Source organism: Candidatus Hepatoplasma crinochetorum Av (assembly GCF_000582535.1).
In the GTDB taxonomy this organism is placed as follows: domain Bacteria; phylum Bacillota_I; class Bacilli_A; order Mycoplasmatales; family Hepatoplasmataceae; genus Hepatoplasma; species Hepatoplasma crinochetorum.
Genome location: NZ_CP006932.1, coordinates 17,732 through 36,435 on the forward strand (window position 1 = coordinate 17,732; position 18,704 = coordinate 36,435).

16 protein-coding genes are annotated in these 18,704 nt (G+C 22.5%); all 16 read left to right on the forward strand.

Annotation, left to right across the window (positions count from 1 at the left end; translation table 4 throughout):
- Nucleotides 1-12: 12 nt before the first annotated feature.
- The 16 genes from pth (at nucleotide 13) to X271_RS00135 (ending at nucleotide 18,700) form a co-directional block, all read left to right on the forward strand.
- Nucleotides 13-588, forward strand: coding sequence for an aminoacyl-tRNA hydrolase (gene pth, locus X271_RS00060; RefSeq protein ID WP_025208432.1), 576 nt, complete (start codon nucleotides 13-15; stop codon nucleotides 586-588).
- The gene (gene tilS, locus X271_RS00065; protein ID WP_025208433.1) at nucleotides 566-1,504 is read left to right on the forward strand and encodes a tRNA lysidine(34) synthetase TilS; all 939 of its coding nucleotides are present in this window, start codon (nucleotides 566-568) and stop codon (nucleotides 1,502-1,504) included. Before pth ends, tilS begins: the two co-directional genes overlap by 23 nt.
- A 49-nt stretch (nucleotides 1,505-1,553) precedes the next feature.
- The gene (locus X271_RS00070) at nucleotides 1,554-2,105 is read left to right on the forward strand and encodes a phosphoribosyltransferase (protein ID WP_025208434.1); all 552 of its coding nucleotides are present in this window, start codon (nucleotides 1,554-1,556) and stop codon (nucleotides 2,103-2,105) included.
- A gap of 1 nt (nucleotide 2,106) precedes the next feature.
- Complete coding sequence (gene ftsH, locus X271_RS00075; protein ID WP_025208435.1) at nucleotides 2,107-4,263, forward strand: ATP-dependent zinc metalloprotease FtsH; 2,157 nt, start codon at nucleotides 2,107-2,109, stop codon at nucleotides 4,261-4,263.
- 141 nt (nucleotides 4,264-4,404) lie between these two features.
- Nucleotides 4,405-8,136 carry an FtsX-like permease family protein gene (locus X271_RS00080; RefSeq protein ID WP_025208436.1) on the forward strand — a complete coding sequence of 1,244 codons (3,732 nt, stop codon included), beginning with the start codon at nucleotides 4,405-4,407 and terminating at the stop codon, nucleotides 8,134-8,136.
- A gap of 13 nt (nucleotides 8,137-8,149) precedes the next feature.
- On the forward strand, nucleotides 8,150-9,088 hold the full coding sequence (locus tag X271_RS00085; protein WP_025208437.1) for an ABC transporter ATP-binding protein: 939 nt from the start codon (nucleotides 8,150-8,152) through the stop codon (nucleotides 9,086-9,088).
- Between the two features lie 75 nt (nucleotides 9,089-9,163).
- On the forward strand, nucleotides 9,164-10,657 hold the full coding sequence (gene lysS, locus X271_RS00090) for a lysine--tRNA ligase (protein ID WP_025208438.1): 1,494 nt from the start codon (nucleotides 9,164-9,166) through the stop codon (nucleotides 10,655-10,657).
- 18 nt (nucleotides 10,658-10,675) lie between these two features.
- Nucleotides 10,676-11,647 carry a hypothetical protein gene (locus X271_RS00095; RefSeq protein WP_025208439.1) on the forward strand — a complete coding sequence of 324 codons (972 nt, stop codon included), beginning with the start codon at nucleotides 10,676-10,678 and terminating at the stop codon, nucleotides 11,645-11,647.
- 140 nt (nucleotides 11,648-11,787) lie between these two features.
- Nucleotides 11,788-12,186, forward strand: a complete 399-nt coding sequence (gene rpsF, locus X271_RS00100) for a 30S ribosomal protein S6 (protein ID WP_025208440.1) — start codon at nucleotides 11,788-11,790, stop codon at nucleotides 12,184-12,186.
- Nucleotides 12,186-12,695: a single-stranded DNA-binding protein gene (locus tag X271_RS00105; protein ID WP_025208442.1), complete on the forward strand. Its 510-nt coding sequence runs from the start codon at nucleotides 12,186-12,188 to the stop codon at nucleotides 12,693-12,695. The genes rpsF and X271_RS00105 overlap by 1 nt, the downstream gene beginning before the upstream one ends.
- 16 nt (nucleotides 12,696-12,711) lie before the next feature.
- Nucleotides 12,712-12,972, forward strand: a complete 261-nt coding sequence (gene rpsR / locus X271_RS00110; RefSeq protein ID WP_025208443.1) for a 30S ribosomal protein S18 — start codon at nucleotides 12,712-12,714, stop codon at nucleotides 12,970-12,972.
- 37 nt (nucleotides 12,973-13,009) lie between these two features.
- Nucleotides 13,010-14,980, forward strand: coding sequence for a GGDEF domain-containing protein (locus X271_RS00115; RefSeq protein WP_025208444.1), 1,971 nt, complete (start codon nucleotides 13,010-13,012; stop codon nucleotides 14,978-14,980).
- 28 nt (nucleotides 14,981-15,008) lie between these two features.
- Nucleotides 15,009-16,358, forward strand: coding sequence for a replicative DNA helicase (gene dnaB, locus X271_RS00120; RefSeq protein WP_025208445.1), 1,350 nt, complete (start codon nucleotides 15,009-15,011; stop codon nucleotides 16,356-16,358).
- Between the two features lie 18 nt (nucleotides 16,359-16,376).
- Complete coding sequence (secG, locus tag X271_RS00125; protein ID WP_025208446.1) at nucleotides 16,377-16,607, forward strand: preprotein translocase subunit SecG; 231 nt, start codon at nucleotides 16,377-16,379, stop codon at nucleotides 16,605-16,607.
- 6 nt (nucleotides 16,608-16,613) lie between these two features.
- A complete protein-coding gene (locus X271_RS00130; protein ID WP_128571615.1) occupies nucleotides 16,614-17,057 on the forward strand; it encodes a hypothetical protein in 444 nt (147 codons plus the stop codon).
- A gap of 17 nt (nucleotides 17,058-17,074) precedes the next feature.
- Complete coding sequence (locus X271_RS00135) at nucleotides 17,075-18,700, forward strand: ribonuclease R family protein (protein WP_268744807.1); 1,626 nt, start codon at nucleotides 17,075-17,077, stop codon at nucleotides 18,698-18,700.
- Nucleotides 18,701-18,704: the final 4 nt, after the last annotated feature.

Here is an 18,704-nt window from a genome sequence, read left to right on the forward strand (position 1 = left end):
TATTTTATAAATATGAAATTAATTGTTGGGTTAGGTAATCCAGGAAGTAAATATAAAAATACAAGGCATAATCTTGGATTTATGATTATAGATTATTTTTTAGAAAAAAATAATCTTATTCTTGATAAAAAAAAATTTAATGGTTGTTATTTAATTTCTAATTTTAATAATGAAAAATATATAATTGCAAAACCGCAAACTTATATGAATTTATCAGGAGAATTTGTAACCAAAATATCTTCTTATTATAAAATTAAACCAGAAGATATTTTGGTTATTTCAGATGACAAAGATCAAAATTTAGCGAATTTTAAACTTAAAAATAATGGTTCTTCAGGTGGACATAATGGCATTAAAAATATTATTTTAAATTTAAATACAGAAAATTTTAATCGCTTGAAAATAGGAATTGGTCCTTTTTTAAAAGAATATAATCTTATAAATTATGTTCTAGGAAATTTTTCTTTAAAAGAATTAGAAATTTTAAAAGAAAAATTTTCTTTATATTTAAAAATAATAGAAGATTATTTAAAAATTGATTTTAAGGAATTACAAGAAAAATATAATGGTAAAAAATATCAAAAATAAAAATATTATTGTTGCTGTTTCGGGAGGACCTGATTCAATTTTTTTGTTATCTAAATTAGTAAAAAAAAAATACAAAATAATTGTAGCTCATGTTAATTATCATTTTCGCAAAGAATCAAATCAAGAAGAAGAATTAGTAAAAAAGATTTGTAATGAGAATTCATTTATTTTTGAAAGATTATCTGTTGATAAAAAAATTGAAAAAATTTATTCAAAAATTAATAATAATCAAGAAGCTTATGCAAGATTAATTAGATATGATTTTTTTAAAGAAATTGCTAAAAAATACCAAACTAATTATTTATTTTTAGGACATCATAAAGATGATTTTTTGGAGACAGCAATAATGCAAGAAAAAAGATCAAATAAATATCTCTTTTATGGAATTAATAAAAAAAATTATTATCAAAACCTAATTTTAATTAGACCGTTTATTAATAAATATTGAAAAGAAGAAATTATTGAGAAATTAAACAAAGCAAAAATTGATTATAAAATTGATAAATCAAATTTTAGTGATAAATATTTAAGAAATCAGATTAGAAAAAAATTATTTTTATTAAATTTAAAAGAAAAAGAAAAAATGCTTGATTATTATAAAAAAATAAATTCAGCAAATGAAAGAAAAAGAAAAAAAATTGATAAGATTTTTAAAAATTGAAGAATTAAAGATTATGACGTTGATTTTTTTAATAATCAAAAAGATTTATTAAAAGAAAATTTAATTTATAAATATCTTTCAACACAATTTATTGATGAAAATATATCAATCAATAATAATAAAATAAAAGCAATAATTTTATTTATTAAAAATAAAAGAGGAAATAAAAATTATCGATTAAAAGAAAATTTATTTTTAAAAATAAAAAACCAAAAATTAATTTTTTTGAAAGATAATTTTAAAATTAATAATTAATTTAATATAATTAATTTTATATTTACTATAAATTGTATACATTTTAAATATGGGAACTGAGAATAATTACTTATTAAAAACAATAAAAACAGATCAAGAAATAAATAAAGCAGTTTCAAATTTAGCAAAAATATTGAATAATCGTTTTAATAATGAAAAAGTTGTTTTTATTATTATAATGAAAGGCGGATTGTATTTAGGATTAGATCTTGCAAGAAAATGTAAATTTGATATTGCATTTGATTTTATTTATTCTAATTCTTATTATTTAAATAAAAAGTTAAATAAACCTAAAATAACATATAAGAAAACAATTGATCTAAAAAACGAAAACATTATTATTATTGATGATTTAATTGATAGTGGGGAAACAATTTTTAAAATTATTAAAATTTTAAAAAAACAGAAACCGTTATCTATTTCTGTTATTGCACTTTATAATAAAAGAAGAAATAATGAATTTTTAAAAGATATTAAAAAATATATTTGTTTTTCTGAAATTCCTCCTGGTTTCTTATTGGGATATGGTTTAGATTATGATGAGAAATACAGAAATTTAAATTATCTTGGTATAATTAAATCTAATAATATAAAGGAATAAAATGTTTTTAAACGATTCAAGTATCAAAGAACAAGATTTATTATCTCTTAGAGGCGAAGATCCAAATTCAAAAAATAATAATTCTGAATCTAATTCTGAAGTTGAAAAAGATAAGAAATCTAATTCAAAAGAGAATGAAAAAAATCAGGATAATAAATCTAAACAAAATACAGATTTAAATAATCCTAGTCCTAAAACAGAAAAAAAACCGGTTGGTCCAATACCTCCCAAAAAGAAAAAATCATCATTATCAACAATTTTATGATTATTATTCTTTTTCTTTCTGATTTTAATTCTTTTTGCTTTAATTTTTAATGTAAATTATACTTATCTTACACCAACTGAATTAGCAGATCAAATTAATTCTGCTGTTATTGGAACATCTATTGATATTAATGGTCTTGTTATTCAAGATTCAGATCAACTTGTTCAAGTAACTGTTATTATTGATGCCCCGAGTGGATATGAATATTATTATACTTATTTTGCTAATGTTGATGATTATCAAACCTGATTAGAAGATAGTATATTAGCAAGTAATCCAAATATTTTAAATATAGATTACTCACTTTCTTATCAAACAACATCAGTCTTTTGAAGTTTAGTTGCATTTTTACTTCCTCTTATAATAATTGTTGGAATTACTGTTTGAATATTTAAAAAAATTATTCAAAGTCAATCAAACATTGGTAAAGCTTCTAAAAAAACTTTACTTCCACAGATTTCAAATGTTAGATTTTCTGATGTTCAAGGTTACGAAGAAATTAAACAAGAATTATATGAAATAGTTGATTTTTTAAAACAACCAGATAAATATTCTAAATTTGGAGCAAGGACTCCAAAAGGTGTAATGTTATCAGGTCCTCCCGGAACAGGAAAAACTTTATTTGCAAAAGCAATTGCAGGAGAAGCAACAATTCCATTTTATTCAATTTCTGGTTCAGATTTTGTTGAAATGTTTGTTGGAGTAGGTGCTTCAAGAGTAAGATCTCTTTTTGAACAAGCAAAAAAAACTTCTCCTTCTCTTATTTTTATTGATGAATTAGATGCTGTTGGTCGAAGAAGAGGTGCTGGTCCTGGTGGTAATGATGAGCGTGAACAAACTTTAAATCAATTATTAGTTGAAATGGATGGATTTTCACCTAATTCAGGAATTATTGTAATTGCTGCAACAAATCGTCCAGATGTATTAGATCCAGCTCTTAAACGTCCAGGTAGATTTGATAGATTAATTGATATTAGACTACCCGATGTAAAAGAAAGAGAAGCAATTTTAAGATTACATGGTTCTAAAGGAAATAAAAAATTCTCAAAAGATGTAAATTGAATAAATATTTCAATGCGAACTCCAGGATTTTCTGGAGCAGAACTTGAAAATGTTATTAATGAAGCAGCCATCTTAGCAGTAAGAGAAAAATTAAATGAAATTACACTAGATACTATTGATGAAGCAATAGATCGTGTAATTGGAGGACCTGCAAAAGCAAATAATGCAATGTCACAAGAAGAAAAAATTTTAATTGCTCATCACGAAGCAGGACATGCTTTAATTGGACTTATTCTAAAAGATGCAGAAAGAGTACAAAAAATTTCAATTGTTCCTAGGGGGTCTGCTGGTGGATATGTTTTAATGACACCCAAAAAAGAAAAAATTATTCAAACAAAAGCAGAACTTAATGCAAAAATTATTTCATATCTTGGAGGTCGTGTTTCAGAAGAAATTTTCTTTGGAAAAGACGAAATTACAACTGGTGCATATTCAGATATTCAAGAAGCAACAAAAATTGCTCGAAGAATGATTATGGATTTTGGAATGAGTGAAAATTTAGGAGCAATCCAATGAAATTCACAAGAAGTTAATTCATATGGAATGTATGAAAAAAATTCAGTAAGTGAAAAAGTTTCGGAATTAATTGATAAAGAAATCCGTGAATTAATTAATAAATCATATGTAAAAGCTCATGAAATTATTTCAAATAATAAACCAATGATTGAACTTTTTGCAAAAGCCTTACTTATTAAAGAAATCTTAAATACAGAAGATATTGATTATATTTATAAAAATAAAAAATTAACTAATGAAATGATTGAACTTGAAAAAAAGGAAAATCTTAATTCAAAAAAAACAAAAGAAAATAATAAAACTGATAAAAAATAATTATCAATTATTAGGGAAATTAAATTATTAAATATTGTGGAATATTTGCTTTTAGTAATAAAAATATTGATCTATATTTTTTCGATAATTGGAGTACTAATATTACTTTACTTTTTCTTTAATTTTTGAAAAACTAGACAGATGAATAAATCTGTATCAAAAGATGTTTTCAAAGGTAAATTATCAATTGTTATCTTACTACTTTTTTATCTTTCCTCATTTGGTTTAATAGGTGGACTTACAACCTACAATGACAAAGAAAAAGATGCTGCTAATAAATTAGTAGTAACTGAAAGAAATATTGGACAAGGATATCTTGTTCCTGGTGAAATTTCTTTGCAAAATTATTCTGATTATAAGGGTGAATTTAATGAAGATATTAAAAATAGAGAATGAGAAAATCTCTATTTTTCTTTTTTTAATACAATTAATAATCAGGATGTATTTTACGAAGAATTAATTGAACCTTTAATTTTAGATTCTTCAAATTATGATTATCTTTTTAATGATCTTACATTTAATGAATATGTAAAAACATATTATTATTATTGATATCAATATTATTATCAAAATAATCTTTTTCCAGAAATAACAGATTTTGAATCATTAAATGCATTAGCTAATGATTTTTGAGAAACAAGCTATATTGGTGCTGATTTTTTCGGTAATATTGAAAATGTAATAGGAATATATTTATTTTATAAAAATATAATAAATGAAAATTATAATGGAAAAACTGATGAAGAAAATAATTCAGATCCAGATCAAGAATTAAATAATATTTATAATCTATTTGGAACTATTGATTATGATATTCAATTACAATATACATATTCAAATCCTTTTTCTGAAAATAATGATCAAGAAGGATCTTCCCAATCTTATTTATTTTTAGGCTACAATAGTACAGAAGAAAGCAATAGCGTTTTAAATTCTCATTTAAGATCTCAATATGGAATTTATTCACAAAAACTAGATGTTCCTATAATAAACGAAAATTTTACTAATTATTCAGATCAAGATTTACTAAATGAAGTATTTGGTGCAGATTATGATTCTAGTACTGATTCTATTTATGGAAATGGAACATCTCAAAATCCATATAAAGTTTTAATGCTAGATGATTATTATCAAGCAAATAAAAATTTTTTTGAAACTAATGATAATAAATATATGATAGGTCCTTATTATTTTGAAGTGGTTGCAACTGGATGATTTCCAAATGTTTCTTATCCTGTTCATAATCTAGATAATATTCTTACTGATGTTAAAAATGAACAAACATTAATGATTAATAATTATGCATTAGCTAATATTGCAAACGGAAACCAAGATTTTGTAATTTATTATGGTTCTGAAGAAATATATAATCAAATTAATGATTATTCTGATATTATTTCTGGATCAATTTCAGATGATATTGAGGAGCAAGCTTGATATATTACTAAATATGCAGAAGGAAATTATCAGAATGGATATTTAAGAGATGATGGATATTATGATTATTCTCAACATAATGAAATTAATGATGATTCAGGCGATTTAATTGCAGCAAGAGCAGATTCATTACTACTTGAAGCAGAAGGAGATGAGGCATTTATTTCTGTTTTTCGCTTCATATTTTTGTTAGTTGTTATTATTATTTTGATTTTACTAATTCAAAAAAGAATTAATGATAGTAGCAAAAATCTTGGAACTTTAAAAGCTTTAGGAATGAGTAATTTGAAAATTTCATCTTCTTATATTATTTATCCTATTATTATTACAACAATTGGTTCATTTATTGCTTTATTATTAGCAATACCAGTAGGAATGTATTTTGTTGGTTTAATGACGCAATATTTTGCAATTCCAATTTCTACTGTTCCCATTTTTACATTTAATTCTTTTTTAGTTGTATATATTTCTCCTTTATTAATTGCCTGTGGAGTTTCTTTTTTAATTTCTTATTATGTTTTAAGTAAACCAACTCTTAAATTATTACAAGGAGCTCATAAAAATAAACCAGGAATAATTACAATTTATTTAGGAAAATTAATTCCTAGTTCATTTTCTTTTTCTTCAAGTTATAAGATTAAAAGCTTATTTAGATCTACAGGAAAATCATTTATTTTATTTTTTTCAATGATCTTTTCGACATTTTTAATAGCACTTTCATTTTCCGGAACAACAATGGTTAATAATGTAATTGATGGGGCAGAAGAAGAGTTAAATTATCAATCCGTCTCTTCTTTAAATTCAGATTTAAATTATCTTCCAATTAATTATAATGATGATTTTGATAATTGATATCAAAATGTCGATAATAATCAATTAAATTATAATTTTGAGTATTCACCAATAGTGTGAGATTTTTCAACAATTACTTCAACAACAGGAGAAGAAAAATATCAAGAAATGGGAGATATTATTTTAAATTCACCTTTAATTTATAGTTATGATGAATTAAATAATCAATATGATATTTCATATCTCTCAGCAGAAGGATTATTAAATTATTTTTACTTTTTATTTAATAATCCAGATGTAATTAATTACACAAATCAAAATTTTGAAGATACAAATATTAGTGGCTCTGATTTATTGGTAATTGATTTTTCTTTCTGACAATATTCCTATCTTAATTACTTAAATTATGTAAATCAAACTAGTGCAAATAAATTGTCAGCTTTACAATTTATAGAAGAAACACTTATAAATTATAATCCTGCACTTGGATTAGAATCATTATCAGGAATTTTTGTTGATGATAATTTAGGAATTGACTATTATCAAGATATATATGTAGATATAAATTTTGGTAATTATTTTTATAATTCTGATCAACAATCCATTATTTTTTCAGATCAAATTGAATTTGAAACAGAAGATGATAATGAGAGTTTTTCTTTACTATCATTAAATGATATTGAAGAAATAGAAAATAATATGTTTCATAATATTCCTGATTTAACAAAAGCAATAGATAATTTTGAAGCATATCAACAAAATGAAGTTGATCAAAATGGAAATTATTATTTACCTATAATCACTTCCCAATATTACTATAATCAAATTAAAGAAATAGCAAATTATGAAGGAGAAAGTCAAGGTCATGAAACTTATAGTGGAGAAATTCGTTATAAAGATCAATCAGGAAATCGAAAATCAAAAGAAATAACTTTTGTAATTGTAGGAACATATGGATCTTATGTTTCAAATGCAATTTATACAACAAGAGATGCTATTTCCAAATCTGTAAATGATCAATTATCATATATACCTTACATTATTTATTCAAATGATTTTTATAAACAAGTATATTCTTTTGCTTTTTCTTATTCTTTAATCCAACAAATTTTGATAAATAATGGTGATTACGATGTATCGATTGAAGAAATTTTAAATAATAATTATTCAATAATTGAGCAAGCCACTTTAGATAATGATATTGTATTTCGTCAAATAGATTCTGCTTATAGTTTAATTAGTGGATTATTACTTATAATTTGTGCTTTCGCTTTCTTTGTTGCTTTTGTTTTAATTTCAATTACAATTAAAGTTGTGGCCGATAATTCATTAAATGAAGTTTCAATGCTTAAGGTTTTTGGATATACAAATTGAAAAGCAACTTCACTTGTAATGACTTCATATATAATAATTCTTGCACTATCATTTATTTTATCAGTATCTTTAATATTTGCTTTTTTACTAGGGTTAAGTACACTTCTTACAAATTTAACAGGAACCACTTATAAATTTACGCTTACAGGATTTCAATTAGGAATATTAATTGCTTTAATTTTAGTAATGATTATAATTTTACTTATTTTTGTTTACATTACATTTGCAAAACAAAATCCACTTGATGCCTTGAAAGAAACAATTGAATAATAGGAAAACAAACATGAAAGAAACAGAAATTAAAAATCAAATATCAAATAATAAAAATAATAAAGAGGAAGCTCGAAAATTACACAATCTTATAAAAACAAGAATTAAAAATGAAAAAAAAGAATATAGAAATAAGATTAAAGAAGCAAAAAATGAACTAGAAAAAAAAGAACTTAAAAAAGAAGCAAAAAATCTTTTTAAAAAAGGATTATTAAAAGAAGGAACTTTTAATAATAAATATATTATTGAATTAAAAAATGTACAAAAATATTATTTCATTTCTAAAAATAATTATGAGCATGTTCTTAAAGGAATTAATTTGAAAATTAAAGAGGGAGAAGTTGTAATTATTTTAGGAATGAGTGGTTCAGGAAAAACAACTTTACTTAATATTATTTCTGGTCTTACTAATTTTAATGAAGGAAGTACAAGAGTTTTAAATTGTGATTTATTTTATTTAAATGAAAATAAAAAAACAAAATTTCGTGCTAATCATATTTCTTTTGTTTTTCAATCTTACAATTTAATTCAATCACTTACAGTAAATGAAAATATAAAAATTGGAGAAAATTTAAGACCAAAACAAAAAGAAAAAATTGAAATAAATCAAATTTTAGAATCACTTGATCTTTTAGATCAAAAAAATAAATATCCTTTTCAACTTTCGGGAGGACAACAACAAAGAGTTTCAATTGGAAGAGCTTTAGCAAAAAATCCAACAATTCTTTTTGCGGATGAACCAACAGGAGCATTGGATGAGGAAAAAGGAAAAGATGCAATGAAAATAATTTTAAATATTAATAAAATATTTAAAACTACTTTAATAATTGTAACTCACAATCCTAATTTTGCTAAAATTGGTGATCATATAATTAGAATCAAAAATGGAGAAATTGCAGAAGATTCTTATAATAAGCAAAAAATTTCAATAGATCAAATTAAATGAACTTAGGATTTAATATTTTTAATATATACTTATATATAAGAATTAAGAATATAAATAGGATAGTTAAAAATTCAATTTAATATGAAAGATCGAAAATTTCAAGAACAAGAAATAATAAGAAGAGATAAACAAAAAAAACTAATCAAATTAGGAATTTATCCTCCTAGAAAACTTTATAGACAAAATTTTAATTTAAATGATTTAAAAAATAAATATCAATCATTAGAAAAAGAAAAGATTTCAGAATTAAATATTAAAAATTTAAAATTAACTGGTCGAATTATAATGATAAGAGATCAAGGGAAAGCGATTTTTATTTTAATAAATCAACAATCTGGAAAAATGCAAGCTTATTTAAGAAAAGATAAACTTAGTGAAATTGATTTTGAAGCAGCAAAATTAATTGACATTGGTGATATTGTTTTTGTTGATGGTGATTTATTTAAAACTAATACAAATGAATTAACAATTAGAGCTAATAAATTTGTTATTTTAACAAAAGGATTAAAACCACTTCCTGAAAAATATCATGGTTTAAAAAATGTAGAGGATCGCTATCGTAAGAGATACCTAGATCTTATTGCAAATGATGAAGTAAAAGATATTTTTATTGTTCGTAGTAAAATAATTTCTGAAATCAGAAAAGTTTTAAATCAAAAAAATTATTTAGAAGTGGAGACTCCAATATTACAATCTTTAGTAACAGGAGCGGCTGCAAAACCTTTTAAAACATTTCATAATTCATTAAAACAAGAATTTAATTTAAGAATAGCAACAGAGCTTCCTCTTAAGAGATTACTAGTTGGAGGATATAATAAAGTTTATGAAATTGGAAGAGTTTTTCGTAATGAAGGAATTTCAATAAAACATAATCCTGAATTTACATCATTAGAACTTTATGAAGCATATAGTAATTTAGAAAGAATGATTGATATTACAGAAGATATTATTTTTGCTTTAAATAATAAATTAAATCAAGGAAAAGATCTAATTTACCAAAAATATAAATTAAGTTTTAAAAAACCATTTAGAAGAATCGAGATGATTGATTTAATTAAAGAAGTAACAAAAGTAGATTTTAAAAAAATAATAGATTTTAAAGATGCGAAAAAATTTGCTAAGATCCATAATGTTGAATTAAAATCTCACCATAATTCAATTGGCCATATAATTAATGAGTTTTTTGAACAAAAATGTGAAAAATCATTAATTCAACCAACTTTTGTTTTAAATTATCCTGTAGAAGTATCTCCTCTTGCAAAAAGAATTGAAAATAATCCTAATTTTACTTATCGATTTGAACTTTTTATTCATGCAAGAGAATACGCAAATGCATTTTCTGAATTAAATGATCCGGATGATCAATATCAAAGATTTTTAGAACAAATTGAACAAAAAAACGCAGGAAACGATGAAGCAAATGAGATGGATTTAGATTATGTAGAAGCCCTAGAATATGGTATGCCTCCCGCAGGAGGAATGGGATTAGGAATTGATCGAATTATAATGCTATTTACAAATCAAAAATCAATTCGTGATGTTATTTTATTTCCTCATCAAAAAAATAAAAATTAAGTTTTATAAAATTTATAAATGAAAAAAATAAAAATTAATTATTTAAATCAATTTTCAGAATTAGAAATTCAATATTTAATAAATTTTTTGGAAACAAAAATTATTGAACTTTTTTATGAAAAATTTGATCTTCATTATATTCGTAAACCGCTTTTTTCTACTGAAAAAGTAATTGATCAAATAAGTGAGCTTAATAATCTTAGAACAATAAGTTTTGATACAATAAATGACTATCAAATTTATAATCTCTATAATTCTTATGATCTTTTTTTTATTAAAAAATTATCAGATTTAAATTTAGAAAACAATCATGGATTATTTTCTAAATTAAATTATATTGTAAGAGATAGTGAAATAGATACTAATAATAGTTTAGAAAAAAATATTTTATTTATTGAAATGAGATCTGATAATAAAGAAAATTTTGTTGAAAAAATGCAAATTTTAGGAATACAAATTTATCAATTAATATATGATTTATTTTTTGAAATGCATCTTGTGAATCGGAAAATCAAAATAGATATCCCAAAAGCAAATAAAGTAGCTTTTTTAGATAAGATTGAATATGAAAAAACAAATCAAAATTATAAATCATTTATAAATCAAATTACTTTAAAGCATGGTGTTGTGAGTGTATTGGAAGAATTAGAAGATAATGAGGAAAATTTTTTAAATATTAAAGAAAAATTTTCTTTTTATTATTTTTCAAAATATATAAAGGAGAATTTAAAATTTTTTGAAATTTGTAAAAGAAAAAAACAATCAGAAATTTTACTTAAAATGCAAAAAAATATTAAAAATAAATTAGAATTAGAAAATTTAAGTAAAATAATTGCAGATTTTAAATATCAAACAATAAATATAAAAATAAATCTTGATTACTTAATTTTGATGGTTTTAAATATTGCTTCTGTTTTTGAAATTCAATCAAATAAAAATAATAAAGAAGTAAATGAATTTATTGATAGATCTAAATTAAATACTTTTTAAATAATTTAATTTAAATTATTTCCTTTCTTATAGTTTAATAATAATATGTTAAAATTACTTTGGGTTTATTAAAAAATCCTTGTTTATAAATTAAAAAAAAGATTATAAACTTTTATCCAAAAGGAAAGAATTTAAGAAATATGAAATATGAAATTTTAATTATGATGCTTCCTAATTTAAAAGATGATAAGCGTCAAGAATTAATTTTAAAAATTGAAAAAATTTTAGATGGAAAAATAGTAAAAAAAGAGGATTGAGGATTAAAAAATTTGGCTTATAAAATTAAGCATCAAGAACAAGCATATTATCTTCTTTATTATTTAGAAGCAGAAATTGATAATTTAAACAAATTTAAAAAGATGAGTGCGATAAATAAAGATATTATGCGAACTTTTATTTTAAAACATGATAAAAAATGACCTTTTGAAATGAAAACAACAAAAGATCTTAAATTCCCTGAAAGAAGACAACCAAGAAAAGACGGAAAAAATCAGGGAAGTAATTTAGAGAAAAGACCAATAAAAGCGAGTTATAAATAATGTTAAATAAAGTCATATTAATTGGAAGAATAACAAATGATATTGAGCTTAGACAAACTAGTGAAGGAACACCTTTAACTTATTTTACAATTGCTGTAAATAGAAGAGTTCGTAGCAATAATAATAATAATCAACAACAGCAGACAGATTTTATTGATTGTAAAGCATGAAGAGGAACAGCGGAAACAATGAGCAATTATTTACATAAAGGTTCACTTATTGCAATTGAAGGAAGATTAGAAGTTTTTAATTCACAATTAGAAAATGGACAATATAATCGTAGAGTTAGTGTTGTTGTTGATCAATTTAGTTTCTTAGAATCTAAAGGGGCAAGAACATTAGAATTAGAAACAAATGATTATAATCAAACTCCAAATAATAATGAAAATTTTTCAGAAGATAATAATAATTTTTCAGATTCAAAAGAAAATATAAATTTTGCTTCTGAAAGTAAATTAAAAGAAAGTGATGATTTTGATGAAATCAATTTTGATGAAATCAATTTCTAAATAAAGAGAGGTTATAATGCCAAGAACAGCAAAAGGTCGCAGAAAACCAATTAAAAAACAATATAAAGTAATTCGTAAAAAATGTTTATTTACACAACAAAATATCGAATATATTGATTATAAAGATATAGAAGTTTTAAAAAAATTTATTTCGTCTGTAAATGGAAAAATTTTGCCTAGAAGGATTACAGGGACTTCAGCAAAATATCAAAGAAAATTAGCAAAAGCTATTAAGCAATCACGTGAAGTTGGATTATTACCATTTGTTGCAAAATAAATAAAATTAATTTAAAAGGGAATTTAAAATTTATATTATGAAAAAGCAAAAGTATTTAGAATGATTAAATATCATTGGTTTAGTTTTAATCTTAATTCTAGTAATTATAATGATAGCTTTACAGGATTATATAGTTATTCTATTATCAATTGCTTTTTTAATTTTATTTATTTTTTTTATTGTTGACATAATTTATTATTTTTATACTGGATTTATCAATGAACAAAAAATCAGTAAATTAATTCCAGATATTGAAAGTCAAATTGAAAGAAATTTTAAATATGGTTATTTAATATATGATGAAAATGATCGAATAATTTTTATTAGTAATTATTTATCTCTAGTGGGTTTTAATCGTTTATTAGGAAAAAGAATTACTGATTTAAAATTAAATGAAAAACAACAAGCAAAATCAGAATTTTTATTTGATAATAAAAATTACGAAACAATTAAATTAATTAAAAAAAGAATAATTCTTTTTAGAGATATTTCGGAAATATCAGCATATCGCGAGCAAATTAATAGTAATTGAATTTCTGTATTTTATATTGATAAATATTATGATCAGAAAATGGCAGAAGATGAATTAAAAAGAATTTCAATTGATGTTAAAATTAATTCCTTTTTAAGAGAATGAATTTTGAAGAATAGAGGAATTTTTAAAATTGAAGGAGCAAATGATAAAAATGTACTTTTAATTTCCAAATGAAAATATTTACATGAAGATATTTTAAATGAAAAACTTTTAAATGATCTTATTAAAATTATGAATGAAGAAGAACGAAAAAATGTTTCAATTTCAATTGGTTGTTCTTATGGTAATTTTGAATTAAATAAATTATCAGAAAGAGCAAAAAAATCTTTAGAACTTTCAAAAATGCGTGGAGGTAATCAAATTACAATTTTCCATGCAGATAATCGTTTGGAAAATGTCGGTGAAAAATCAACAAATGTAACTGAACAAAATATTCGAAATCTAACAATATTTGCTGAAAATTTAAACAATAATTTAAATAAATATTCTAATTTTATTATTATTTCCCACGATAATGCTGATATTGATGCTGTTGTTTCTTCAATTGCAATTGCAAGATATATAAATCATTTTTCAATTAAAGCAGAAATTTTAATTTATAATTTTGATAATTCTGCAAGTAAATTATTTGCTAATCTTTCAGAAAATTTAAAAAGATTATTTATTGATCCAAGAGAACTTAAAAATCGTTTAAATAATAAAACAGGAATTTTTATTATGGATGTTTCAAATACAGTTTTAATTAAAGAATGAAATGAAATTAATAGTAAAGTTGTAAGCGAAAATATTTTCTTAATTGATCATCATACGATTAATGAAAAAAATATCAATTTAATTGGAAAAAATAGTTATGTTGATATATCTTCATCTTCTACTTCTGAAATTATTGCGAATATTTTTAATATTAATCCAAAATTTAGAAATTTAATTACAAAAGAAGAAGCAGATTTATTAATTTCAGGAATATATACTGATTCAAAAAATTTTACAAGAAATATTAGTCCTTCTACTTGTGATGTTTTATCCTATCTTACTCATGCTGGAGGAGAAATTGATAAAGCTGTTGATATTTCAAAAAATGATCTTGAATATATTGAATTGCTAATTGAATTATTTAATTCTATTAGCAAACCAATTACAACAAATATTTTGTTAGGTGTTATGCCTAAAGAACAAGTCCTAAATGATATTATTGTTTCAAAATTAGCAGATGAATTACTCAATTATAATAATATTGATGCTTCATTTGTATTTGCAAAAATTAGTAATAATAAATACAAATTATCAGCAAGATCTAATAATAATATAAATGTTCAAAAAATTTGTGAATCTTTAGGTGGTGGTGGCCATCATAATATTTCTGCTGTTACATTTGAATTAAAAGATAATCAATATGATAAAATTTTAAGTAAAATTAAAAATTTAATAAAAAGATATGAACATAAAATTGATAATATCTTAGAAAATAAATAATTTTTTAAATAAAATTATTATTACAAATATGCAGACAGATGATACTAATTATTATAAGGATAATGAAATATATTCAAAAGAGACTGAAAAAGCAATTTTAGGACTTTTGATATCTAATCCAACATTACTTGCAAAATGTTCAGGAAAATTAAAAATTGAACATTTTTTTAATTATGATTATCGTTTAGTATATCAAACTTTATTGGATAATTTTGAAAATAAATTAAAAATAGATTCGACACTTTTAATTGATTTACTTAGTAAAAGTAAATCAGGAAAAAATACTAATTATTGAAAACAATTGATTTTTGATATTTTATTTGATAAAGGAATTGAATCTAATCTTTCAGAATATATTCAAACAATTCAAGACAAAAAACAATTAAGAGATTTAAATCTAACTTTAAAAGAATCAATTAAAAATATTTATGAAAATCAAAATAATCCACAATTTGTAATTGAAAAAATTGAAGGAGATATTTTTTCAATTACAAAAGATAGAGAATTAAAAGATTTTGTAAATATTAATGATCTTACAAATACTTATCTTGATAAATTAGAAAAAATTAAGAAGAGTGGTTATCAAGAAGGAATAAGAGTTAAATTAAATCAATTTGATAATTTGCTAGGTGGATTTAAAAAAAGTGAATTTATTGTTCTTGCAGGTAGACCATCAATGGGGAAAACAGCAGTTGCTTTACAATTTATTTTTAATATTTCAAATACAAAAAAAGTAGCTTTATTTTCACTTGAAATGCCTTCGGAATCAATTATTCAAAGGTTTATCTCAAATGATTCAATGGTAAGTCAAGATGAATTAAGAAATTATGATAATTTAAATCAAAATAAATTATTAAGAATTGATAATTCAATTTCAACTTTAAAAAAGAAATTAATTTGAATAGATGATAAAGCAGGAATGAAAATAGGAGAACTTATTTGAAAAATTCGTAAATTACATTCTGAAGCTCAATTAGATATTGTTTTTATTGATTATCTTCAATTAATTGAATCAGAAAATATAAGATATGAATCAAGGCAAGAATCAATTTCTAATATTTCAAGAATTATTAAAAGTTTAGCAAGAGAATTAAATATTCCAATTGTTGCTCTAAGTCAACTTTCAAGAAAAGTTGAGACAAGAGAAGAGAAAAGACCGATGATGTCTGATCTTCGAGAATCAGGAGCAATTGAACAAGATGCTGATGTTGTTTTGCTTTTATATAGGCCAAAGTATTATAATAATAAAGATGATGATTTTAAAAACAGTATTGTAGAAGAATTAGAAATAATTATTGCTAAAAATCGTAACGGTAAAACCGGAATTGCTAATTTAGATATTAATATGGAAATTGGAAAAATAACCTCATCGAACTAAATAATAGGAAGAATAATAATGGCATTTGCATTTAAGATAATTTTATTAATAATTTCAATAGTTTTATTAGTCCTTCTATATTTACAATCAGGAAAAGTAAAAAATGTTGGATCTTCAATAATTGGAACAAAAGATGTTGAACTTTTTGAAAATATTAAACACCGTGGAAGCGATCGTGTTTTACATATCATTACAGTCACTCTTATAATTTTATTTGTTGCAATTTCCTTTGCTTTACTTTTTATTTAACAAATAATGAAAAATGAAATAGAAAAATTGTTGAAAGAAAATACCAACGGAATTAGCTTTAAACAATTAAAAAATCAATTAAATCTTAATAAACAAAACGATGGATATAAGTTAAATCAATGATTAAATGAACTTATAAAAGAAGAAAAAATTTTTTATCGTAAAAAAACAGAATTATATTATATTAAAGATCAAAAAAGTGTAATTGGTACTTTTCGTACTACATTTAAAGACTTTGGTTTCGTAGAAGATGAAGAAGGATCTATTTTTATTCCAGCAAGATTTGTTCTTAATGCATTAGAAGGTGATACTGTAAAAGTAGTTTTATTTTCTGATCTTAATAATCCTAAGAAAACTGATGATAACAGAAGAGCAGGAAAAATTGTTCGTGTTATTAAAAGAAACGGTGGAAATATTGTTGGAAGAATAAAAAAAAAAACAATAAGTTAGAATTTGTTCCTGATGATATTGATCCTAAATATGAATATCAAATTGTAGATAATAATAATCTAAAAGAAGGACAAATTGTAATTGTTACTTTTAAAGATTTTGCTGATCGAAAAATTTATGTTACTCTTAAAAAAATTTTAGGAGATGAAAAAGATCCTAGTCTTGATTATTTATTAATAAAATATAAAAATAATCTAAAAGAAGAATTTTCTGAAAAAATAATAAATGAATTAAATAATAAGGATTTTTCAAAAGAAAAAAATCAAGAAAAGCGCATAGATTTAAAAGATCGTTTAATAGTTACAATTGATGGGGAAGAATCAAAAGATTTAGATGATGCAATTGATTTTAAGATTATAAATGATAATTTATATCATTTAGGGGTTCATATTGCTGATGTTTCTCATTATGTGAAAACAGATAGTGAGTTAGATTTTGAAGCTTATGATCGTGGTAATTCGATTTATCTTATTGATAAAGTATTTCCGATGCTACCTAAAAAATTATCAAATGATCTTTGTTCTTTAAACCCTAAAGAAGAAAAATTAACAATATCATGTGATATGAAAATTAATAGTGAGGGTAAAATTTTAGAATCTAAAATTTATCCCAGTATTATTAAATCTTCTTATAGGTTAACTTATAATGAAGTAGATAAACTTTTAAATAATGAGATTCCTTTACTTTTTAATGATAAAAATTTATCCAAAATGCTAATAGATGCAAATAAAATTGCAAATAAAATGCGTAAATATAAATTGCAAAATGGGATGATTGATTATCAATTAAAAGAAGTAAAAATTAAATTAGATCAAAACGGAAATCCAATTTCTATTTATGAAAAAATTCAAACACCATCAGAGGCCTTAATTGAAGACTTTATGGTTGCTGCAAATGAGTCGGTTGCTAAATGATTTTCAGATCATAAATTACCGACCATTTTTCGCGTACATGCAAAACCAAAATATGAAAACTTAGAACCTTTTTATAATATTTTAAAATTATTTAAATTTGAATTTAATTTTAAAAATTTAAATTCCAGAAATTTTCAGAATTTTTTAGAAAAATATAAAAATAATCAAAATATTGAAATAATTAAAAAAATAATGATTCAAGCAATGGAAAAAGCAATTTATCTTGAAAGAAATGATGGACATTATGCTTTGGGATTAAAAAATTATCTTCATTTTACTTCACCAATTAGAAGATATCCTGATCTTTATGTTCATAGATTATTAAGACTATTTTTATTTCAAAATAAAAAAGATATTGATAAAAAAGATCTATTAAATAAACTTCATGAAATTGCTAATCATTGCTCATTAAAAGAAAAAGAAGCAATGGTAAGTGAAAGAAAATTGGCAGATATTAAAAAAGTTCGTTTTCTTGCTAATAAAGAAGGAGAAAAAATTATTGGGACAATTGTTAATTTTTCAAATTTTGGTATTTTTGTTGAATTAGAAAATAATACACAAGGAATGATAAGATTAGATAATTTAAAATTAAGTGCAAAAAATTACGAATATGATGAAAAGAAATTTTTACTTAAAGTAGATGAAAAAAAATATCAAATTGGTGATCAAGTGTCTGTTAAAATAATTTCATTAGATACAATAAGAGGATTAATTGAATTAGCATTATAATTTT